Origin of the sequence: Burkholderia sp. MSMB1072, from assembly GCF_001524725.1 — a bacterium.
In the GTDB taxonomy this organism is placed as follows: Bacteria; Pseudomonadota; Gammaproteobacteria; order Burkholderiales; family Burkholderiaceae; genus Burkholderia.
The window spans coordinates 151,137-166,514 of the sequence record NZ_LOYC01000010.1; the positions used below are offsets into that span (position 1 = coordinate 151,137).

Annotated in this window: 15 protein-coding genes; 11 read left to right on the top strand and 4 right to left on the bottom strand. The window is 67.4% G+C overall.

Annotated features, from left to right (window positions below):
- Position 1: 1 nt before the first annotated feature.
- Entirely contained in the window at positions 2–916 is a 915-nt protein-coding gene (gene nodI / locus WS89_RS05830; protein ID WP_059789820.1) for a nodulation factor ABC transporter ATP-binding protein NodI, read from the bottom strand.
- Positions 917–1,246: 330 nt separating this feature from the next.
- Here nodI and WS89_RS05835 point away from each other — a divergent pair, with 330 nt between their 5' ends.
- Positions 1,247–1,744, top strand: coding sequence for a universal stress protein (locus WS89_RS05835; protein ID WP_059498982.1), 498 nt, complete (start codon positions 1,247–1,249; stop codon positions 1,742–1,744).
- Positions 1,745–1,831: 87 nt separating this feature from the next.
- On the opposite strand, the gene WS89_RS05840 is transcribed toward WS89_RS05835, so the two are convergent.
- The 3 genes from WS89_RS05840 to lexA are packed head-to-tail and all read right to left on the bottom strand — an operon-like array spanning position 1,832 to position 3,607.
- Positions 1,832–2,569 carry a DUF2939 domain-containing protein gene (locus WS89_RS05840; RefSeq protein WP_059789821.1) on the bottom strand — a complete coding sequence of 246 codons (738 nt, stop codon included), beginning with the start codon at positions 2,567–2,569 and terminating at the stop codon, positions 1,832–1,834.
- A 29-nt stretch (positions 2,570–2,598) separates the two neighbouring features.
- Positions 2,599–2,934, bottom strand: coding sequence for a hypothetical protein (locus tag WS89_RS05845; RefSeq protein WP_006476078.1), 336 nt, complete (start codon positions 2,932–2,934; stop codon positions 2,599–2,601).
- 25 nt (positions 2,935–2,959) lie between these two features.
- Positions 2,960–3,607, bottom strand: coding sequence for a transcriptional repressor LexA (gene lexA, locus WS89_RS05850; RefSeq protein ID WP_059498980.1), 648 nt, complete (start codon positions 3,605–3,607; stop codon positions 2,960–2,962).
- Between the two features lie 264 nt (positions 3,608–3,871).
- Between lexA and WS89_RS05855 the strand changes: the two genes are divergently transcribed.
- The 10 genes from WS89_RS05855 (at position 3,872) to rbsK (ending at position 15,375) form a co-directional block, all read left to right on the top strand.
- Entirely contained in the window at positions 3,872–4,909 is a 1,038-nt protein-coding gene (locus WS89_RS05855) for a sulfate ABC transporter substrate-binding protein (RefSeq protein ID WP_059498979.1), read from the top strand.
- A gap of 123 nt (positions 4,910–5,032) precedes the next feature.
- Entirely contained in the window at positions 5,033–5,926 is an 894-nt protein-coding gene (cysT, locus tag WS89_RS05860; RefSeq protein ID WP_059498978.1) for a sulfate ABC transporter permease subunit CysT, read from the top strand.
- Entirely contained in the window at positions 5,923–6,867 is a 945-nt protein-coding gene (gene cysW / locus WS89_RS05865) for a sulfate ABC transporter permease subunit CysW (protein WP_059789822.1), read from the top strand. Before cysT ends, cysW begins: the two co-directional genes overlap by 4 nt.
- A gap of 13 nt (positions 6,868–6,880) precedes the next feature.
- The gene (locus tag WS89_RS05870; RefSeq protein ID WP_047900604.1) at positions 6,881–7,939 is read left to right on the top strand and encodes a sulfate/molybdate ABC transporter ATP-binding protein; all 1,059 of its coding nucleotides are present in this window, start codon (positions 6,881–6,883) and stop codon (positions 7,937–7,939) included.
- A 75-nt stretch (positions 7,940–8,014) separates the two neighbouring features.
- Complete coding sequence (locus WS89_RS05875; RefSeq protein ID WP_034207252.1) at positions 8,015–8,941, top strand: CysB family HTH-type transcriptional regulator; 927 nt, start codon at positions 8,015–8,017, stop codon at positions 8,939–8,941.
- Positions 8,942–9,656: 715 nt separating this feature from the next.
- Positions 9,657–10,607, top strand: a complete 951-nt coding sequence (locus tag WS89_RS05880) for a sugar ABC transporter substrate-binding protein (protein ID WP_059498976.1) — start codon at positions 9,657–9,659, stop codon at positions 10,605–10,607.
- A gap of 145 nt (positions 10,608–10,752) precedes the next feature.
- On the top strand, positions 10,753–12,366 hold the full coding sequence (locus tag WS89_RS05885; protein WP_059789823.1) for a sugar ABC transporter ATP-binding protein: 1,614 nt from the start codon (positions 10,753–10,755) through the stop codon (positions 12,364–12,366).
- Positions 12,363–13,382, top strand: a complete 1,020-nt coding sequence (locus tag WS89_RS05890) for an ABC transporter permease (protein ID WP_059789824.1) — start codon at positions 12,363–12,365, stop codon at positions 13,380–13,382. Before WS89_RS05885 ends, WS89_RS05890 begins: the two co-directional genes overlap by 4 nt.
- A 35-nt stretch (positions 13,383–13,417) precedes the next feature.
- The gene (locus WS89_RS05895; RefSeq protein ID WP_034207256.1) at positions 13,418–14,449 is read left to right on the top strand and encodes a LacI family DNA-binding transcriptional regulator; all 1,032 of its coding nucleotides are present in this window, start codon (positions 13,418–13,420) and stop codon (positions 14,447–14,449) included.
- The gene (rbsK, locus tag WS89_RS05900; RefSeq protein WP_059789825.1) at positions 14,446–15,375 is read left to right on the top strand and encodes a ribokinase; all 930 of its coding nucleotides are present in this window, start codon (positions 14,446–14,448) and stop codon (positions 15,373–15,375) included. The genes WS89_RS05895 and rbsK overlap by 4 nt, the downstream gene beginning before the upstream one ends.
- Positions 15,376–15,378 lie beyond the last annotated feature (3 nt).

The following is a 15,378-nucleotide window of genomic DNA, read 5'->3' on the forward strand; positions in this document are numbered from 1 at the left end:
ATCAATCCTGCATCTCGCGGCCCGTGAGCCGCAGGAACACATCCTCCAGATTGGCCGGGCGATGCAGATAGCGCAGCCCCGTACGGCCCTTGAGTCGTGCGCTGACCGGCTCGGGATCGGTCACATAGCAGAATAGCGTCTCGCCGCTGATCTCGGTGTGCTTCGCGAATGCCGACAACTCGTCGCGCAGCGCGGCCGGATCGGGCCCGTAGATCTCGATCACGTCGCAACCGATCTCCGATTCGATCAGCGCGTGCGGCGCGCCTTCGGCGATCTTGCGGCCTTCCTCGATCACGCACAGCCGATCGCACAGGCGCTCGGCTTCCTCCATGAAATGCGTGGTGATCAGGATCGTCTTGCCGCGTGCGAGCAGCGAGCGCAGCCGCTCCCACATCAGGTGCCGGGCCTGAGGGTCGAGGCCCGTCGTCGGCTCGTCGAGCACCAGCACATCGGGATCGTTGACGAGCGCGCGGGCGAGCGTAAGGCGGCGCTTCATGCCGCCCGACAGCTCGCCGACTTTCGCATCGGCCTTGTTCTCGAGCTTCGCGAATTCGAGCAGCGGCGGCACGAGTGCGCGTGCAGCCTGCGCCGACATCCCGAAATAGCGGCTGAACACGAGCAGGTTTTCCCGGACCGTGAAGTCGGGGTCGAGGTTGTCGAACTGCGGGACGACGCCGACCCGCCGGCGTGCGTGTCGCGCACGCGATGGAACCGGTTCGCCGCACAGCGAAATGGCGCCTGCATCGGGATGCGCGAGGCCGAGCAGCATCTTCAGCGTCGTGGTCTTGCCGGCGCCATTCGGCCCGAGCAGGCCATAGCATTCGCCGGCCTTCACGTTGAAGGACAGACCGTCGACGACGAGCTTGTCGCCATAGTGCTTTTCGACGTTACGGAAATCGATCGGTGCGACGGGCATGGGCGGGCTGTCGTTGTAAGCGGGCGCGTTCCGCTACCGGTGCGTGGCGGGCTGGCGAACGGATCGCGCGAATGCGTGTCACACGGGCATGGTCGAAGCACACGATGCCGGCGCGACGCGGCCCGCTCGAGATGGAACGGGCCATTCTAGTGCATCGGCTGCATCGCTTCAGCGCATGCCTGCACGGTGCGATGCAGGTGCGCACCGATCGTGCACCGCATCATCGCGCACGCGCCGCGCGGGGCGAATCAGCGTTTTCCATCCCTTGCGTCCTGAATTGCGGCGCACCATGATGAATGCGTAGGCTCGTTGTTGCGATAGGGAGGCTCCATGGCTAGCTACAACAAGATTTTGCTGTGTTACGACGGCACGCTCGAGGGGCGCAAGGCGCTGCGTTGCGGCGCCAATCTCGCGATGGACCTGAAGGCCGAAACGCATTTGCTGTCGGTCGTCGACATGCGTTCGAGCATTGCGCAAAGTGCAGGCTTGCTGACCGATGTCGCATGCGGCCGCTTCGAGGAAACCGCGCGCGAAATTCTGCAGGAAGGCGTGAACTGGCTGCGCGAGCGCGGCGTCCAGGCCGAGGGCCATTTCGCGTTCGGTTATCCGATCGACGAAATCGCGAATCTCGCGTCGGAGCTGAAGGTCGATCTCGTCGTCGTCGGGCACCGGTGCCGCAGCGGATTGTCGAGATGGTGGATGGGGTCGGGCAACACGCAACTGCTCGATCGCGTGAACTGCAGCATTCTGGTGGCGTGTTCGTCGGCGGAAGAGCAGAAGGCCGAAATCGCACGCGAGCGTGAAGCGACCATCGCGAGCGGCAAATGATCTAAAGGCCGGATGGCTGCCTGACCGGCGATGCATGTCGGTCAGGCGTTGCACTGCACCGGCAGGGCGCGTGTCGAGCGCGGCCTGCTATGCATGCAGGTCGATGCCGGACAATTTCCACGAGAACAGTCCGAAGCGGTGGAAGATCGCCGCATAACGCGTGCCGTCGGCGCTGCGCTGATACGTCACGACGAATTCATCGATATTTCGGTAGCCCGCGCTGGTTTGCTGCTGGTGCGGCGCTGGCGTTGCTTCGCTCGGGCTGGCCGGTGCGGCGGGCGCGGGCGCGGGCGCGGGTGCCGGTGCCGGCGACGATGCCGCCGAAGCGGCCGCGTTGCCGCCCGGTGCGCCGGCACTTGCCGGCGCCGGATTGGCGGCCGGTGCGGCAGGCGTGTTGCCGGGTGCATTGCCTGCTGGCGGCGGGTTCGACCACTCAGGCGGACGCTCGCCCGGATTGCCGCGTGGCGGCAATCCGTTCATCAGCGCGGCCACGCCCTCCGGGGTCGCGTACGCATCGACCAGCGGGCCGATCAGCGCAGACCCGATCAGCGCGCCAATCACCGCGAACGGATTGTTTTTCTTCACGGCGTCGATCCGACGCATCAACTCTTCCGTGACCTGCTGCTTCAGGCTGATGCGCAGCGACGGAAAATCGACATATTCGCTGATCGCCTGCGCATCACGCGCATCGATCGCCGATTTCAGGCGGCCGAGCGCGACATACGGCGACGCGTACGCATAGCCGAGCGTCGCAATGACGGCGACGACCAGCACGACGATCAGCAGGGGCTTGAGGCGCCGTGCGCGGCGCGACGATTCAGTCACGTTGCCTCCGGTGCGGGAACGTTCCGCAATCAGAGACCGCCCGGCGTGGCCGATCGTTCCTCTGCAATGCAGCGATCGATCATGCGGCACACGGCATCGATCGTACCCACCATGATCAGGCGCGAGCGACCGTGATAGACGCGCACCGGCGCTCGGCGTGCGGGTTCCGCGTGATTCAGACCGGCATTCAGCGATACCCGCGCGAATGCGGGAAGCGCTGACGGCAGCAGGGACGCCTGCCGTTCGACTGCGACTTCTTCTTGCACTGGCGCCGCCGCGGACAGCGGTGCGCATGGCGTGCGGCCGCGCAGATGACGCAGGCGACCGAATTGACGGAAAGGCAGCAGGCGGGCAAGGCGTTCCATGATGTTCTCCTGGCGAGATGGAATGTCAGAGTTCGCCCGAGCGGATCAGCCCGACGGCGATGCCTTCCAGCGCGAAATCCGCGCTGCCGGCCTTGACGAAGATGTTTTCGTAATCCGGGTTCTCCGCGATCAGCTCGAGGCCGCCGGGCCGGCGCATCAGGCGCTTGACCGTGACGTCGTCGCCAAGACGCGCGACGATGATCTGGCCGTCCTTCGCTTCCGTGCGTTTCTGCACGGCGAGAAGGTCGCCATCGAGAATGCCGGCGTCGCGCATCGACAGGCCGCGCACCTTCAGCAGGTAGTCGGGCTTGCTGGTGAACAGCGCGGGATCGCATGCGTAATGCTGCGAGATGTGCTCCTGCGCAAGGATCGGGCTACCGGCCGCGACGCGGCCGACGAGCGGCAGCGACAGTTGCATCAGGCCGGCGTGCGGCAGCGTGAACTGGTGCGGGGTGTCGTCGATGCCGAGCAGCCGGATGCCGCGCGATGCGCCGGCGGCCAGCTCGATCACGCCCTTGCGTGCCAGCGCGCGCAGATGCTCCTCGGCCGCATTCGGCGAGCTGAAGCCCAGTTCGGCCGCGATCTCGGCGCGGGTGGGCGGGAATCCGGAGCGCTCGATCGCGCGACGGATCAAGTCGAACACTTGCTGCTGACGGGCGGTGAGTTTGGTCATGGCTCAACTGTATGGATAGACAGTGAGCTGTATTTTTATACAGTACTTGGTGAATTTCAAGTGTTACTTGAGGTTCGACGCGATCGCGCCGGTTCCGGCGCGATTTCGCGACGCCCGGACGCCGGTTTGTCCGCCGCAACCGTCCGTCCCGTATGCGTTAGCACTTTTGAGTATTAAAAAATGAGGAACGATTATTTTTAATCATGTAACCCGTTCGCTAGACTGGCCCGACATCGCAATACCGACAACACTGGAGAACCAAGGATGGCGAAGCGCAATACGGGGCTGGTGGGCGGGGTGGGCCGCCTGATCGCAACACTCGCGCTGGGCGCGGCGGCGGCGCTGGGCGTCGCGACGCATGCGCAGGCCGATACGACTTTCCTGAACGTGTCGTACGACCCGACGCGCGAGCTGTATCAGGATTTCAACCAGGCGTTCGGCAAGGAGTGGAAGGCGAAGACGGGCGAAACCGTCAACTTCAAGCAGTCGCACGGCGGATCGGGCGCGCAGGCGCGCTCGGTGCTCGACGGCCTGCAGGCCGACGTCGTCACGCTGGCGCTGGCGTACGACATCGACGCGCTCGCGAACAAGGGGCTGGTGAACAAGGATTGGCAGAAGCGTCTGCCCGACAACGCGTCGCCGTATACGTCGACGATCGTGTTCCTCGTGCGCAAGGGCAATCCGAAGGGGATCAAGGACTGGGACGACCTGACCAAGCCGGGCATCTCGATCGTCACGCCGAATCCGAAGACCTCGGGCGGCGCGCGCTGGAACTACCTGGCCGCGTGGGCATACGCGCTGCACAAGCCGGGCGGCAACGAGCAGACGGCGAAGGAATTCGTCACGAAGCTCTACAAGAACGCCGGCGTGCTCGATTCGGGCGCGCGGGGCGCGACGACGAGCTTCGTGCAGCGCGGGATCGGCGACGTGCTGATCGCGTGGGAAAACGAGGCGTTCCTGTCGGTCAAGGAATTCGGTACCGACAAATTCGAGATCGTCGTGCCGTCGGTGAGCATCCTGGCCGAGCCGCCCGTCGCGGTGGTCGACAAGGTGGTCGACAAGAAGGGCACGCGCAAGCTGGCCGAGGCCTACCTGAATTTCCTGTATAGCCCGCAGGGCCAGGAAATCGCGGCGCGCAACTATTACCGGCCGCGTTCGAAGAACGTGCCGGCGGAGCTGACCAGGCAGTTCCCGAAGCTGAAGCTGTACACGGTCGACGACACGTTCGGCGGCTGGACGAATGCGCAGAAGACGCATTTCGCGGACGGCGGCGTGTTCGATTCGATCTACAAGCCGCAGTAACGCCATAACGACAAGCGGCGCGCCACGACAGCGCGCTGCATCCCCGACGGGCCGCCGGCGCGATTCACTGCGCCGGCGTTTGCGTCGGGCCCATGAGCAGCATCGACCCAGCAAGAGCATCCGATGACGACGTACACCTTTCGCAAGCCGAGCGCGCTGCCCGGTTTCGGCGTGACACTCGGCATCACGGTGGCCTATTTGAGCCTCGTGGTGCTGATTCCGCTCGCCGCCACGTTCCTGAAGACCGCGACGCTGTCGTGGGAGCAGTTCGTCACTGCCGTCACGTCGCCGCGCGTGCTCGCGTCGTACCGGCTGACGTTCTCGGCCGCGTTCGGCGGCGCGCTGATCAATGCCGTGTTCGGCTTCCTCGTCGCGTGGGTGCTGGTGCGCTACACGTTCCCCTTCAAGCGCCTCGTCGATGCGATCGTCGACCTGCCGTTCGCGCTGCCGACGTCGGTGGCCGGCATCTCGCTCGCGGCCGTCTACGCGACCAACGGCTGGGTCGGCCAGTATCTGGCGCCGCTCGGCATCAAGATCGCGTTCACGCCGGCCGGCGTGCTGGTCGCGCTGACCTTCATCGGGCTGCCGTTCGTCGTGCGCACCGTGCAGCCGGTGCTCGAGGATTTCGAGCGCGAGCAGGAAGAAGCCGCCGCATGCCTCGGCGCGTCGCGCTGGCTGACGTTCCGGCGCGTCGTGCTGCCGGCCGTGCTGCCGGCGCTGCTCACCGGTTTCGCGCTCGCGTTCGCGCGCGCGCTCGGCGAATACGGATCGGTGATCTTCATCGCCGGCAACGTGCCGATGAAATCCGAGATCACGTCGCTGCTGATCATCACGAAGCTCGAGCAGTACGACTACGCGGGCGCGACTGCGCTGGCGGTCGTGATGCTGGTCGTGTCGTTCCTGATGCTGCTGCTGATCAACACGCTGCAGTGGTATCTGCAGCGCAGGACGAGCAAGGGCGCGAGCGGTCCGGCGCCCGTCGCCGTCAGCGCCGTCGCCGCAGGAGGCCAGCAATGAGCCAGGAGGCCACCGTCGTGCTGAAAACCCCGTCGCCCACCGCGCGCGCCGCGAAGCGGCTCGACCCCGTCAGCGAATCGCGCGTCGTGCGCTGGCTGCTCACGGGCATCGCGCTGGCGTTCCTCGCGTTCTTCCTCGTCGTCCCGCTCGCCGCGGTGTTCGTCGAGGCGCTGCGCAAGGGCGTCGGCTTCTATCTCGAATCGCTGGCCGATCCCGATGCGTGGTCGGCGATCAAGCTGACGCTGACCGTCGCCGCGATCGCGGTGCCGCTGAACCTCGTGTTCGGCGTGTGCGCATCGTGGGCGATCGCGAAGTTCGAATTCCGCGGCAAGGCGCTGCTGACGACGCTGATCGACCTGCCGTTCTCGGTGTCGCCGGTGATCTCGGGCCTCGTGTACGTGCTGCTGTTCGGCGCGCAGGGATGGCTCGGGCCGTGGCTGCAGGATCACGACGTCCAGATCATCTTCGCGGTGCCGGGCATCGTGCTCGCGACGATCTTCGTCACGTTCCCGTTCGTCGCGCGCGAGCTGATTCCGCTGATGCAGGCGCAAGGCACCGACGAGGAAGAGGCCGCGCGCGTGCTCGGCGCGTCGGGTTGGCAGATCTTCCGCCGCGTGACGCTGCCGAACGTGAGATGGGGCCTGCTGTACGGCGTGATCCTGTGCAATGCGCGCGCGATGGGCGAGTTCGGCGCGGTGTCGGTCGTGTCCGGCCACATCCGCGGCGTGACCGACACGATGCCGCTGCACGTGGAGATCCTGTACAACGAATACAACTTCGCGGCGGCGTTCGCGGTGGCGTCGGTGCTGGCGCTGCTCGCGCTCGTCACGCTCGCGCTCAAGCTGATCGCCGAGCGTCATCTCGCGGCCGAACTGGCCGACGCGCACGACGCCGTTCCCGCACATGCCGGCCCTGTCGGCGCCGTTTCGTCGAAATCGTAAAGAGGCAACCAGAATGGGTATCACCGTCCGTAACCTTCAGAAGCGCTTCGGCGATTTCACGGCGCTCGACAACGTGTCGCTCGACTTTCCGCCCGGCGAACTGGTCGCGCTGCTCGGGCCGTCCGGCTGCGGCAAGACCACGCTGCTGCGCGTGATCGCGGGCCTCGAGCACGCGGACGCCGGCCAGGTCGTGCTGCAGGGGCTCGACGTGGCGTCGGTCGGCGCACGCGACCGCCAGGTCGGCTTCGTGTTCCAGCACTACGCGCTGTTCCGCCACATGACGGTGTTCGAGAACGTCGCGTTCGGGCTGCGCGTGAAACCGCGCCGCGAGCGGCCGTCGGAAGCCGCGATTCGCGACAAGGTGCATGAGCTGCTCAAGCTCGTGCAGCTCGACTGGCTCGCGCAGCGTTACCCGTCCGAGCTGTCGGGCGGCCAGCGCCAGCGCATCGCGCTCGCCCGCGCGCTCGCGGTCGAGCCGAAGGTGCTGCTGCTCGACGAGCCGTTCGGCGCGCTCGACGCGAAGGTCCGCAAGGAACTGCGCGGCTGGCTGCGTCGCCTGCACGACGACCTGCACATCTCGACGATCTTCGTCACGCACGACCAGGAAGAGGCGCTCGAAGTGGCCGATCGCATCGTCGTGCTGAACCGCGGCCACGTCGAGCAGGTCGGCAGCCCGCAGGACGTCTACGATCATCCGCAAAGCGCGTTCGTGTACGAGTTCCTCGGCGCGGCGAACCGGCTGCCGGGCACGGTTGCCGGGCGTGGCTTCGTCGCCGAGGGTGCGGCTGCGCCGATCGAGGTCGACGCCGACTTCGCGGGCCCCGCGAACGCTTACGTGCGGCCGCACGATCTGCAGCTGTGGCCGGCGGGCGAAGGCCACCGCGACGGCATAGCGGTGGACGTGCGGCGCGTGATTCCGCTCGGCGGTTCGGTGCGCGTGGAGCTCGAGGCGCGCGCGGGCGGCGCGCTCGAGGCGGAACTCGACCGCGACGCATGGCGGGCGCTTTCGCTGCAGGTCGGCGACGGCGCGACGGCCGTGCCGCGCGCCGTGCGGGTGTTTCCCGCACGTTGACGAGACAATGCAGGGCAGAGGGCGGGATTCGCTCCGATTCGACAATCAAACAACGACAGCCTAAGAGGCATACCCATGAATTTTCAGCAATTGCGGTTCGTGCGCGAAGCGGTGCGCCAGAACATGAACCTGACGGAAGTCGCGAACGTGCTGTATACGTCGCAGTCGGGCGTGTCGAAACAGATCAAGGATCTGGAAGATGAGCTGGGCGTCGACATCTTCATTCGGCGCGGCAAGCGGCTGACGGGACTCACGGAGCCGGGCAAGGCGGTGCACCAGCTGATCGAGCGGATGCTGCTGGACGCCGAGAACCTGCGCCGCGTCGCGCGCCAGTTCGCCGATCAGGACAGCGGCCACCTCGTCGTCGCGACGACGCACACGCAGGCGCGCTACGCGCTGCCGAAGGTGATCCGGCAATTCACCGACGTGTTCCCGAAGGTGCATCTCGCGCTGCGCCAGGGCAGCCCGCAGCAGATCGCGCAGATGATCCTGAACGGCGAGGCCGATCTCGGTATCTCGACCGAGGCGCTCGACCGCTATCCGGACATCGTCACGTTCCCGTGCTATTCGTGGCACCACACGGTCGTCGTGCCGAAGGGCCATCCGCTCGTCGGCCGCGAGAACCTGACGCTCGAGGAGATTGCCGAGTACCCGATCATCACGTACGACCAGGACTTCACGGGCCGCTCGCACATCGACCAGGCGTTCGCGCAGGCGGGCGCCGTGCCCGACGTCGTGCTGACCGCGATCGACGCGGACGTGATCAAGACCTACGTCGAGCTCGGAATGGGGATCGGCGTCGTCGCGGCGATGGCCTACGATCCGCAGCGCGACACGGGGCTCGTCGCGCTCGACACGCAGCACCTGTTCGAGGCGAGCACGACGCGGGTGGGCCTGCGCAAGGGCGCATTCCTGCGCGCGTATGCGTACCGGCTGATCGAAATGTTCGCGCCGCATCTGAACGAAGCGGAAATCGCGGGGCTGTTGCGCGAAGCCGTTTGATGGCGCATGTCGCACGCCGTCCGGGCAGATGCCGCGGACGGTGCGCGACACGCGCCGCGCATAGCCTGCCGTACACCGCACCGGGCGGCGGCGGGGATTGCCGCCGGCGCGTCCGAATCATCGGCCGAGACATCCGGGTGCGTCGCGTCAGGACGACCGGCACGCGTTTCCGTGCCCACGGAAAAACAAGAACGATCTGCAACGCCGAATCTCGGTGCGGAACGCACGATCGGCAACCATCCTCATTCACGAAGCAGCGCGATACGAATCGCCGGTTCAGTCACAGTCGACCACATATCGGATCGGTGGATGCCGGCGATCCGCGTGCCGATCGCGTCGTTCGCGCCGAACCGCTTCATCATCGGCCCGCCGGCGACGCGCGTCGGCGAGCCGCCTTCGGCATCGCGACTGTCGCATTTGCGCGTCGTGAAGCGCGCTCGCGCGCTCCGAATAAACCCTTAAATATTGATCAGACAGGTTGCGCGCCGAAGCGAATCGGTACAGCATAGCCTTCACTCCGCCGGCGTCCCGCCGGCGGTGGCGCGTCGACGACAGCGCGCGCCAGGCAGTCGGCCGTCTGCCTTGCTTCCATTCCGTGGTACCGACAGCAGCATCGATGGCCATTGCCCGGGTAGTGTGGCGCAAACGTTTGCTCACATTAAAACAACAACCGAACAACAATCCGGCCCTTCGGGCCAGTCGCCAGGAGATGTGTATGAATGTCCGCTTTCGCCGTCGCTTCCTGACCGCCGCGCTCGCCGCCGTCGCGGTGGCCGCCGCACCGGCTGTCCACGCGCAATCCGCGGCCAAGCCGAAGGTCGCACTCGTGATGAAGTCGCTTGCCAACGAGTTCTTCCTGACCATGGAAACGGGCGCGAAGGAATACCAGAAACACAACGCGAACCAGTTCGACCTGGTCACCAACGGCATCAAGGACGAGACCGACACCGCGAACCAGATCCGCATCGTCGAGCAGATGATCGTCTCGAAGGTCGATGCGATCGTGCTCGCGCCGGCCGATTCGAAGGCGCTCGTACCGGTCGTGAAGAAGGCCGTCGACGCAGGCATCGTCGTCGTGAACATCGACAACCGGCTCGATCCCGACGTGCTGAAGTCGAAGAACCTGAACGTGCCGTTCGTCGGCCCGGACAACCGCAAGGGCGCGCGCAAGGTCGGCGATTACCTCGCGAAGCGGCTGAAGGCGGGCGACCAGGTCGGCATCGTCGAAGGCGTGTCGACGACCACCAACGCCCAGCAGCGCACGGCCGGCTTCCAGGACGCGATGAAGGCGGGCGGGATGAAGGTCGTGTCGGTGCAGTCGGGCGAATGGGAGATCGACAAGGGCAATGCGGTGGCTGCCGCGATGCTCAACGAATACCCGAACCTGAAGGCGCTGCTGTGCGGCAACGACAACATGGCGATCGGCGCCGTGTCTGCCGTGCGCGCGGCCGGCAAGCAGGGCAAGGTGCTCGTGGTCGGCTACGACAACATCAACGCGATCAAGCCGATGCTGAAGGACGGCCGCGTGCTCGCGACCGCCGACCAGTACGCGGCGAAGCAGGCCGTATTCGGCATCGACACGGCGCTCAAGGCGATCGCCGAGCATCGCAAGCAGGCCGACATGTCCGGCGTGGTCGAGACGCCGGTGGATCTCGTGACGAAGTAACGCCGCACCGGTCCGGCTGCCGCCCTCAAGAATCCGGCGCGGCGGCCGTTATCCGGTGTGAGCGCGATCACGGCCACTGCATGCACATGCACTTGTGAGCGTCATATCCGCGCGCCCCGTGCGCGCGGCCGCAACCAGGATCGCGATGGAACCGACCTTCCAACCCTCACGTTCAGCCCACCCCGTGCTGTCCGTATCCGGCATCGGCAAGACCTATGCCGAACCCGTGCTCGCCGACGTCACGCTGACGCTCGACGCGGGCCAGGCGCTCGCGCTGACGGGCGAGAACGGTGCCGGCAAGAGCACGCTGTCGAAGATCATCGGCGGGCTCGTCGACCCGACTGCCGGCACGATGCAGCTCGGCGGCCACGCCTATGCGCCGGCGAGCCGCACGCAGGCCGAGGCGCTCGGCGTGCGCATGGTGATGCAGGAGCTGAACCTGCTGCCGACGCTGAGCGTCGCCGAAAACCTGTTCCTGAACCGCCTGCCGCGGCGCTTCGGGATCATCGATCGCGCGCGGCTGCGCGACGACGCGCGCGCGGCGATGGCGCAGGTCGGGCTCGACGCGGTCGATCCGGATACGCCGGTCGGCGCGCTCGGCATCGGCCACCAGCAGATGGTCGAGATCGCGCGCAACCTGATCGGCGACTGCCGCGTGCTGATTCTCGACGAGCCGACCGCGATGCTGACCGCGCGCGAAGTCGAGCTGCTGTTCGAGCAGATCGACCGGCTGAAGGCGCGCGGCGTCGCGATCGTCTACATCTCGCACCGGCTCGAGGAACTCGCGCGCGTCGCCGAGCGCGTCGCGGTGCTGCGCGACGGCCGGCTCGTGCATGCGGGCGACATGGCGGCGACCACGTCCGACGGGCTCGTCACGCTGATGGTCGGGCGCGAGATCGGCGAACATATCGATCTCGGCGAACGTCGTTTCGGTGCGCCGCGGCTCGCGGTGTCGGGCCTCACGCGCGGGACGGCCGTGCGCGACGTGTCGCTCGAGGTACGCGCGGGCGAGATCTTCGGCATCTCGGGGTTGATCGGCGCGGGTCGCACCGAGCTGCTGCGGCTGATCTACGGTGCCGACACGCCGGATGCCGGGACGATCGCGGTGGGCCAGCCGCTGAAGCCGGTGCGGATCGCGTCGCCGGTCGATGCGGTGCAGCAGGGCATCGCGCTGATCACCGAGGATCGCAAGGGCGAAGGGCTGCTGCTGTCGCAGTCGATTACAGCGAACGTGTCGCTCGGCCAGCTCGACCGGCTCGCGCGCGGCGGCATCGTCGATTCGGTGCGCGAGACCGCGCTCGCCGAGCAGCAGATCGACGCGCTGCGAATCCGCACGCACGGGGCGACGCAGCCGGTCGGCGAACTGTCGGGCGGCAACCAGCAGAAGGTCGTGATCGGCCGCTGGCTCGCGCGCGACATGGGCGTGCTGCTGTTCGACGAGCCGACGCGCGGGATCGACGTCGGCGCCAAATTCGAGATCTACACTTTGATGGGCGCGCTCGCGCGCGAAGGCCGCGCGCTCGTGGTCGTATCGAGCGACCTGCGCGAGCTGATGCTGATCTGCGACCGGATCGGCGTGATGTCGGCCGGCCGCATGACGGCCGTGTTCGAGCGCGGCAACTGGACCCAGGATGCGCTGCTGGCCGCGGCGTTCGCCGGCTTCGGCCGCGAGACGCCGGCGGCCGCCATGCAGCATCCGGATGCGGGGCAGGCGCGCGGCGCCGCTCCGGGCACTTCGACGACAGGACCACAGCAATGACCCAGCCTCCCGTATCCCCGACCGACGCAGGCGCGCAGCAGGACGTGACGGGGCGCCGCGCGCGCACGCTGTCCGGCACGCGGCTCGGCCTGTCGAACTATCTCGGGCTCGCCGGCGCGCTGGCCGCGATGATCGCGCTGTTTTCGGTGCTGAGCGCGCACTTCCTGACCTACGACACGTTCAGCACGATCGCGAACCAGATTCCCGATCTCGTCGTGATGTCGGTCGGGATGACCTTCGTGCTGATCATCGCAGGGATCGACCTGTCGGTCGGCTCGGTGCTCGCGCTCGCCGCGTCGATGGTCAGCGTCGCCGCGCTGAAATGGCAGTGGGGGCCGCTGCCGGCCGCGCTGATCGGGATCGCGGTCGCAACCGCGACGGGCACGCTGACCGGCGCCGTCACGGTCGGCTGGCGGATTCCGTCGTTCATCGTGTCGCTCGGCGTGCTGGAGGCCGCTCGCGGCCTCGCGTACCAGCTGACGAATTCGCGCACCGCGTATATCGGCGACGCGTTCGATTTCCTGTCGAACCCGATCGCGCTGGGCATCTCGCCGGCGTTCCTGATCGCGGTCGCGGTGATGATCGCGGCCCAGTTCGTGCTCACGCGCACGGTGTTCGGGCGCTATCTGATCGGGATCGGCACGAACGAGGAAGCGGTGCGACTTGCAGGGGTTAACCCGCGGCCGTATAAAATTCTCGTATTCGCACTGATGGGCGCGCTCGCGGGGCTCGCGTCGCTGTTCCAGATTTCGCGGCTCGAGGCGGCCGATCCGAACGCGGGCGCGGGCCTCGAACTGCAGGTCATCGCCGCCGTCGTGATCGGCGGCACGAGCCTGATGGGCGGGCGCGGCTCGGTGATCAGCACGTTCTTCGGCGTGTTGATCATCTCCGTGCTGGCCGCGGGGCTGGCGCAGATCGGTGCGAACGAGCCGACGAAACGGATCATCACGGGTGCGGTGATCGTGGTGGCGGTCGTGCTCGATACGTATCGCAGCCGGCGTACGCGCGTGCGGTAAGAAGACACACAGAACAGACCAGAGAGAAACGGGAAATGGCGACGATCAAGGATGTGGCGGCCATGGCGGGCGTGTCGTTTACGACCGTCTCGCACGTGGTGAACAATTCGCGGCCGGTGTCCGCGGATGTGCGTGCGAAGGTCGAGGGCGCGATCCGCGAGCTGAATTACGTGCCGTCGGCCGTGGCGCGCTCGCTGAAGGCGCGGGCGACGGCGACCATCGGCCTCGTCGTGCCGAACAGCACGAATCCATACTTCGCGGAGCTTGCGCGCGGCATCGAGGATCAGTGCGCAGCCAACGGCTATTGCGTGTTCTTCTGCAATTCGGACGACGATCCCGTGAAGCAGCGCAATTACCTGCGCGTGCTGCAGGAAAAGCGCATCGACGGTCTGATCGTCGCGTCGGCGGGCGAGGACGCGGTGCTCGCGCAGACGCTCGCCGATATCCACGCGCCGCTCGTCGTCGTCGATCGCAACATCGAGGGGCTCGCGGCCGATCTCGTACAGATCGACCACGAGCGCGGCGCGTATCTGGCCACGCGCCATCTGCTCGAACTCGGGCACGCTAAGATCGGCTGCATCACCGGGCCGACCGACACCGCCGTCAGCGCGATGCGCGTGCACGGCTTCATCCGTGCGATGGCCGAGCGCGGGGTCGACATCGTGCCGGGCGCGATCGCCGAAAGCGATTTCTCGTGCCTAGGCGGCTATCACGCGGCGTCGCGGCTGTTCGAATCGGTGCGGCCGAGCGCGATCTTCGCGGGCAACGACCTGATGGGGGTCGGCGCGCTGCGCGCGGCGGCCGAGCGCGGGATGCGCGTGCCCGACGACTGCTCGATCATCGGGTTCGACGACATCGAATTTTCCCGCTACACGTATCCGGCGCTGTCGACGGTCGGCCAGTCGGTGCGCGCGCTCGGCGAAATGGCCGCGCAGACGCTGATCGAACGGATCGGCGGCGGTTCGAGCGCCGTGCCGAGCCGCCGCCGCGTCGTGTCGCCGCGCCTCGTGCTGCGCGAATCGACGGCGGTCTATCGCGAGCCGGCCGCGCCGGGCGCTCGCGCATGACGGCGACCGCCACGGGCGCCGGCCGCGTGACGGTGGTCGGCAGCCTCAACATGGATCTCGTCGTGCGGGCGCCGCGGTTGCCTCTGCCAGGCGAAACGCTGGCCGGGCACGCGTTCGCGCAGGCAGCGGGCGGCAAGGGCGGCAACCAGGCCGTCGCCGCCGCCCGGCTTGGCGCGCACGTCGCGATGATCGGCTGCGTCGGCGCGGATGCGCACGGCGCGGCACTGCGAGCGGGCCTCGAGGTCGAGGGAATCGACTGCACGGGGCTCGCGACGAGCGCGTCGGCGTCGACCGGCGTCGCACTGATCGTCGTCGACGATGCGAGCCAGAACGCGATCGTGATCGTCGCCGGCGGCAACGGCGAGGTCACGACCGACACGATTGCCCGGCACGAGGCCGCGCTCGCGGCGGCCGACGTGCTGATCTGCCAGCTCGAGACGCCGCCGGACGCAGTGTTCGCTGCCTTGTCGGCCGGGCGCCGGCTCGGCCGCACGGTGGTGCTCAATCCGGCCCCGGCCGTCGCGCCGCTGCCGGACGGCTGGCTGCCGCTCGTCGATTACCTGATCCCGAACGAGGTCGAGGCGGCCGCGCTCACCGGGCTGCCGGTGCGCGACCCGGCGGAGGCCGAAGCCGCCGCGCGCTTGCTGCAGGCCGGCGGCGCGCGCAACGTGCTGGTCACGCTCGGTGCGCGCGGCGTGCTCGCGTTGACGGCCGACGGCGCCGCGCGACACTATCCGGCGCCGGCGGTGCAGGCGGTGGACACGACGGCGGCCGGCGACACCTTCATCGGCGGCTTTTCCGCACGGCTCGCGGCCGGCGCGGACGTCGACACGGCCATCCGCTTCGCGCAACGCGCGGCGGCGCTGTCGGTCACGCGCGCAGGCGCGCAGCCGTCGATTCCGAGCCGCATCGAACTGGCCGACTAGGGC

Bases quoted from the DNA above. Each gene is read 5' to 3' on its own strand.
- WS89_RS05845 (WP_006476078.1), bottom strand. From the start codon at position 2,934: ATGGAACGCCTTGCCCGCCTGCTGCCTTTCCGTCAATTCGGTCGCCTG.
- cysW (WP_059789822.1), top strand. From the start codon at position 5,923: ATGAGCCAGGAGGCCACCGTCGTGCTGAAAACCCCGTCGCCCACCGCG.
- WS89_RS05885 (WP_059789823.1), top strand. From the start codon at position 10,753: ATGGAACCGACCTTCCAACCCTCACGTTCAGCCCACCCCGTGCTGTCC.
- cysT (WP_059498978.1), top strand. From the start codon at position 5,033: ATGACGACGTACACCTTTCGCAAGCCGAGCGCGCTGCCCGGTTTCGGC.
- rbsK (WP_059789825.1), top strand. From the start codon at position 14,446: ATGACGGCGACCGCCACGGGCGCCGGCCGCGTGACGGTGGTCGGCAGC.
- WS89_RS05870 (WP_047900604.1), top strand. From the start codon at position 6,881: ATGGGTATCACCGTCCGTAACCTTCAGAAGCGCTTCGGCGATTTCACG.
- WS89_RS05880 (WP_059498976.1), top strand. From the start codon at position 9,657: ATGAATGTCCGCTTTCGCCGTCGCTTCCTGACCGCCGCGCTCGCCGCC.
- WS89_RS05895 (WP_034207256.1), top strand. From the start codon at position 13,418: ATGGCGACGATCAAGGATGTGGCGGCCATGGCGGGCGTGTCGTTTACG.
- nodI (WP_059789820.1), bottom strand. From the start codon at position 916: ATGCCCGTCGCACCGATCGATTTCCGTAACGTCGAAAAGCACTATGGC.
- lexA (WP_059498980.1), bottom strand. From the start codon at position 3,607: ATGACCAAACTCACCGCCCGTCAGCAGCAAGTGTTCGACTTGATCCGT.
- WS89_RS05890 (WP_059789824.1), top strand. From the start codon at position 12,363: ATGACCCAGCCTCCCGTATCCCCGACCGACGCAGGCGCGCAGCAGGAC.
- WS89_RS05875 (WP_034207252.1), top strand. From the start codon at position 8,015: ATGAATTTTCAGCAATTGCGGTTCGTGCGCGAAGCGGTGCGCCAGAAC.
- WS89_RS05855 (WP_059498979.1), top strand. From the start codon at position 3,872: ATGGCGAAGCGCAATACGGGGCTGGTGGGCGGGGTGGGCCGCCTGATC.
- WS89_RS05835 (WP_059498982.1), top strand. From the start codon at position 1,247: ATGGCTAGCTACAACAAGATTTTGCTGTGTTACGACGGCACGCTCGAG.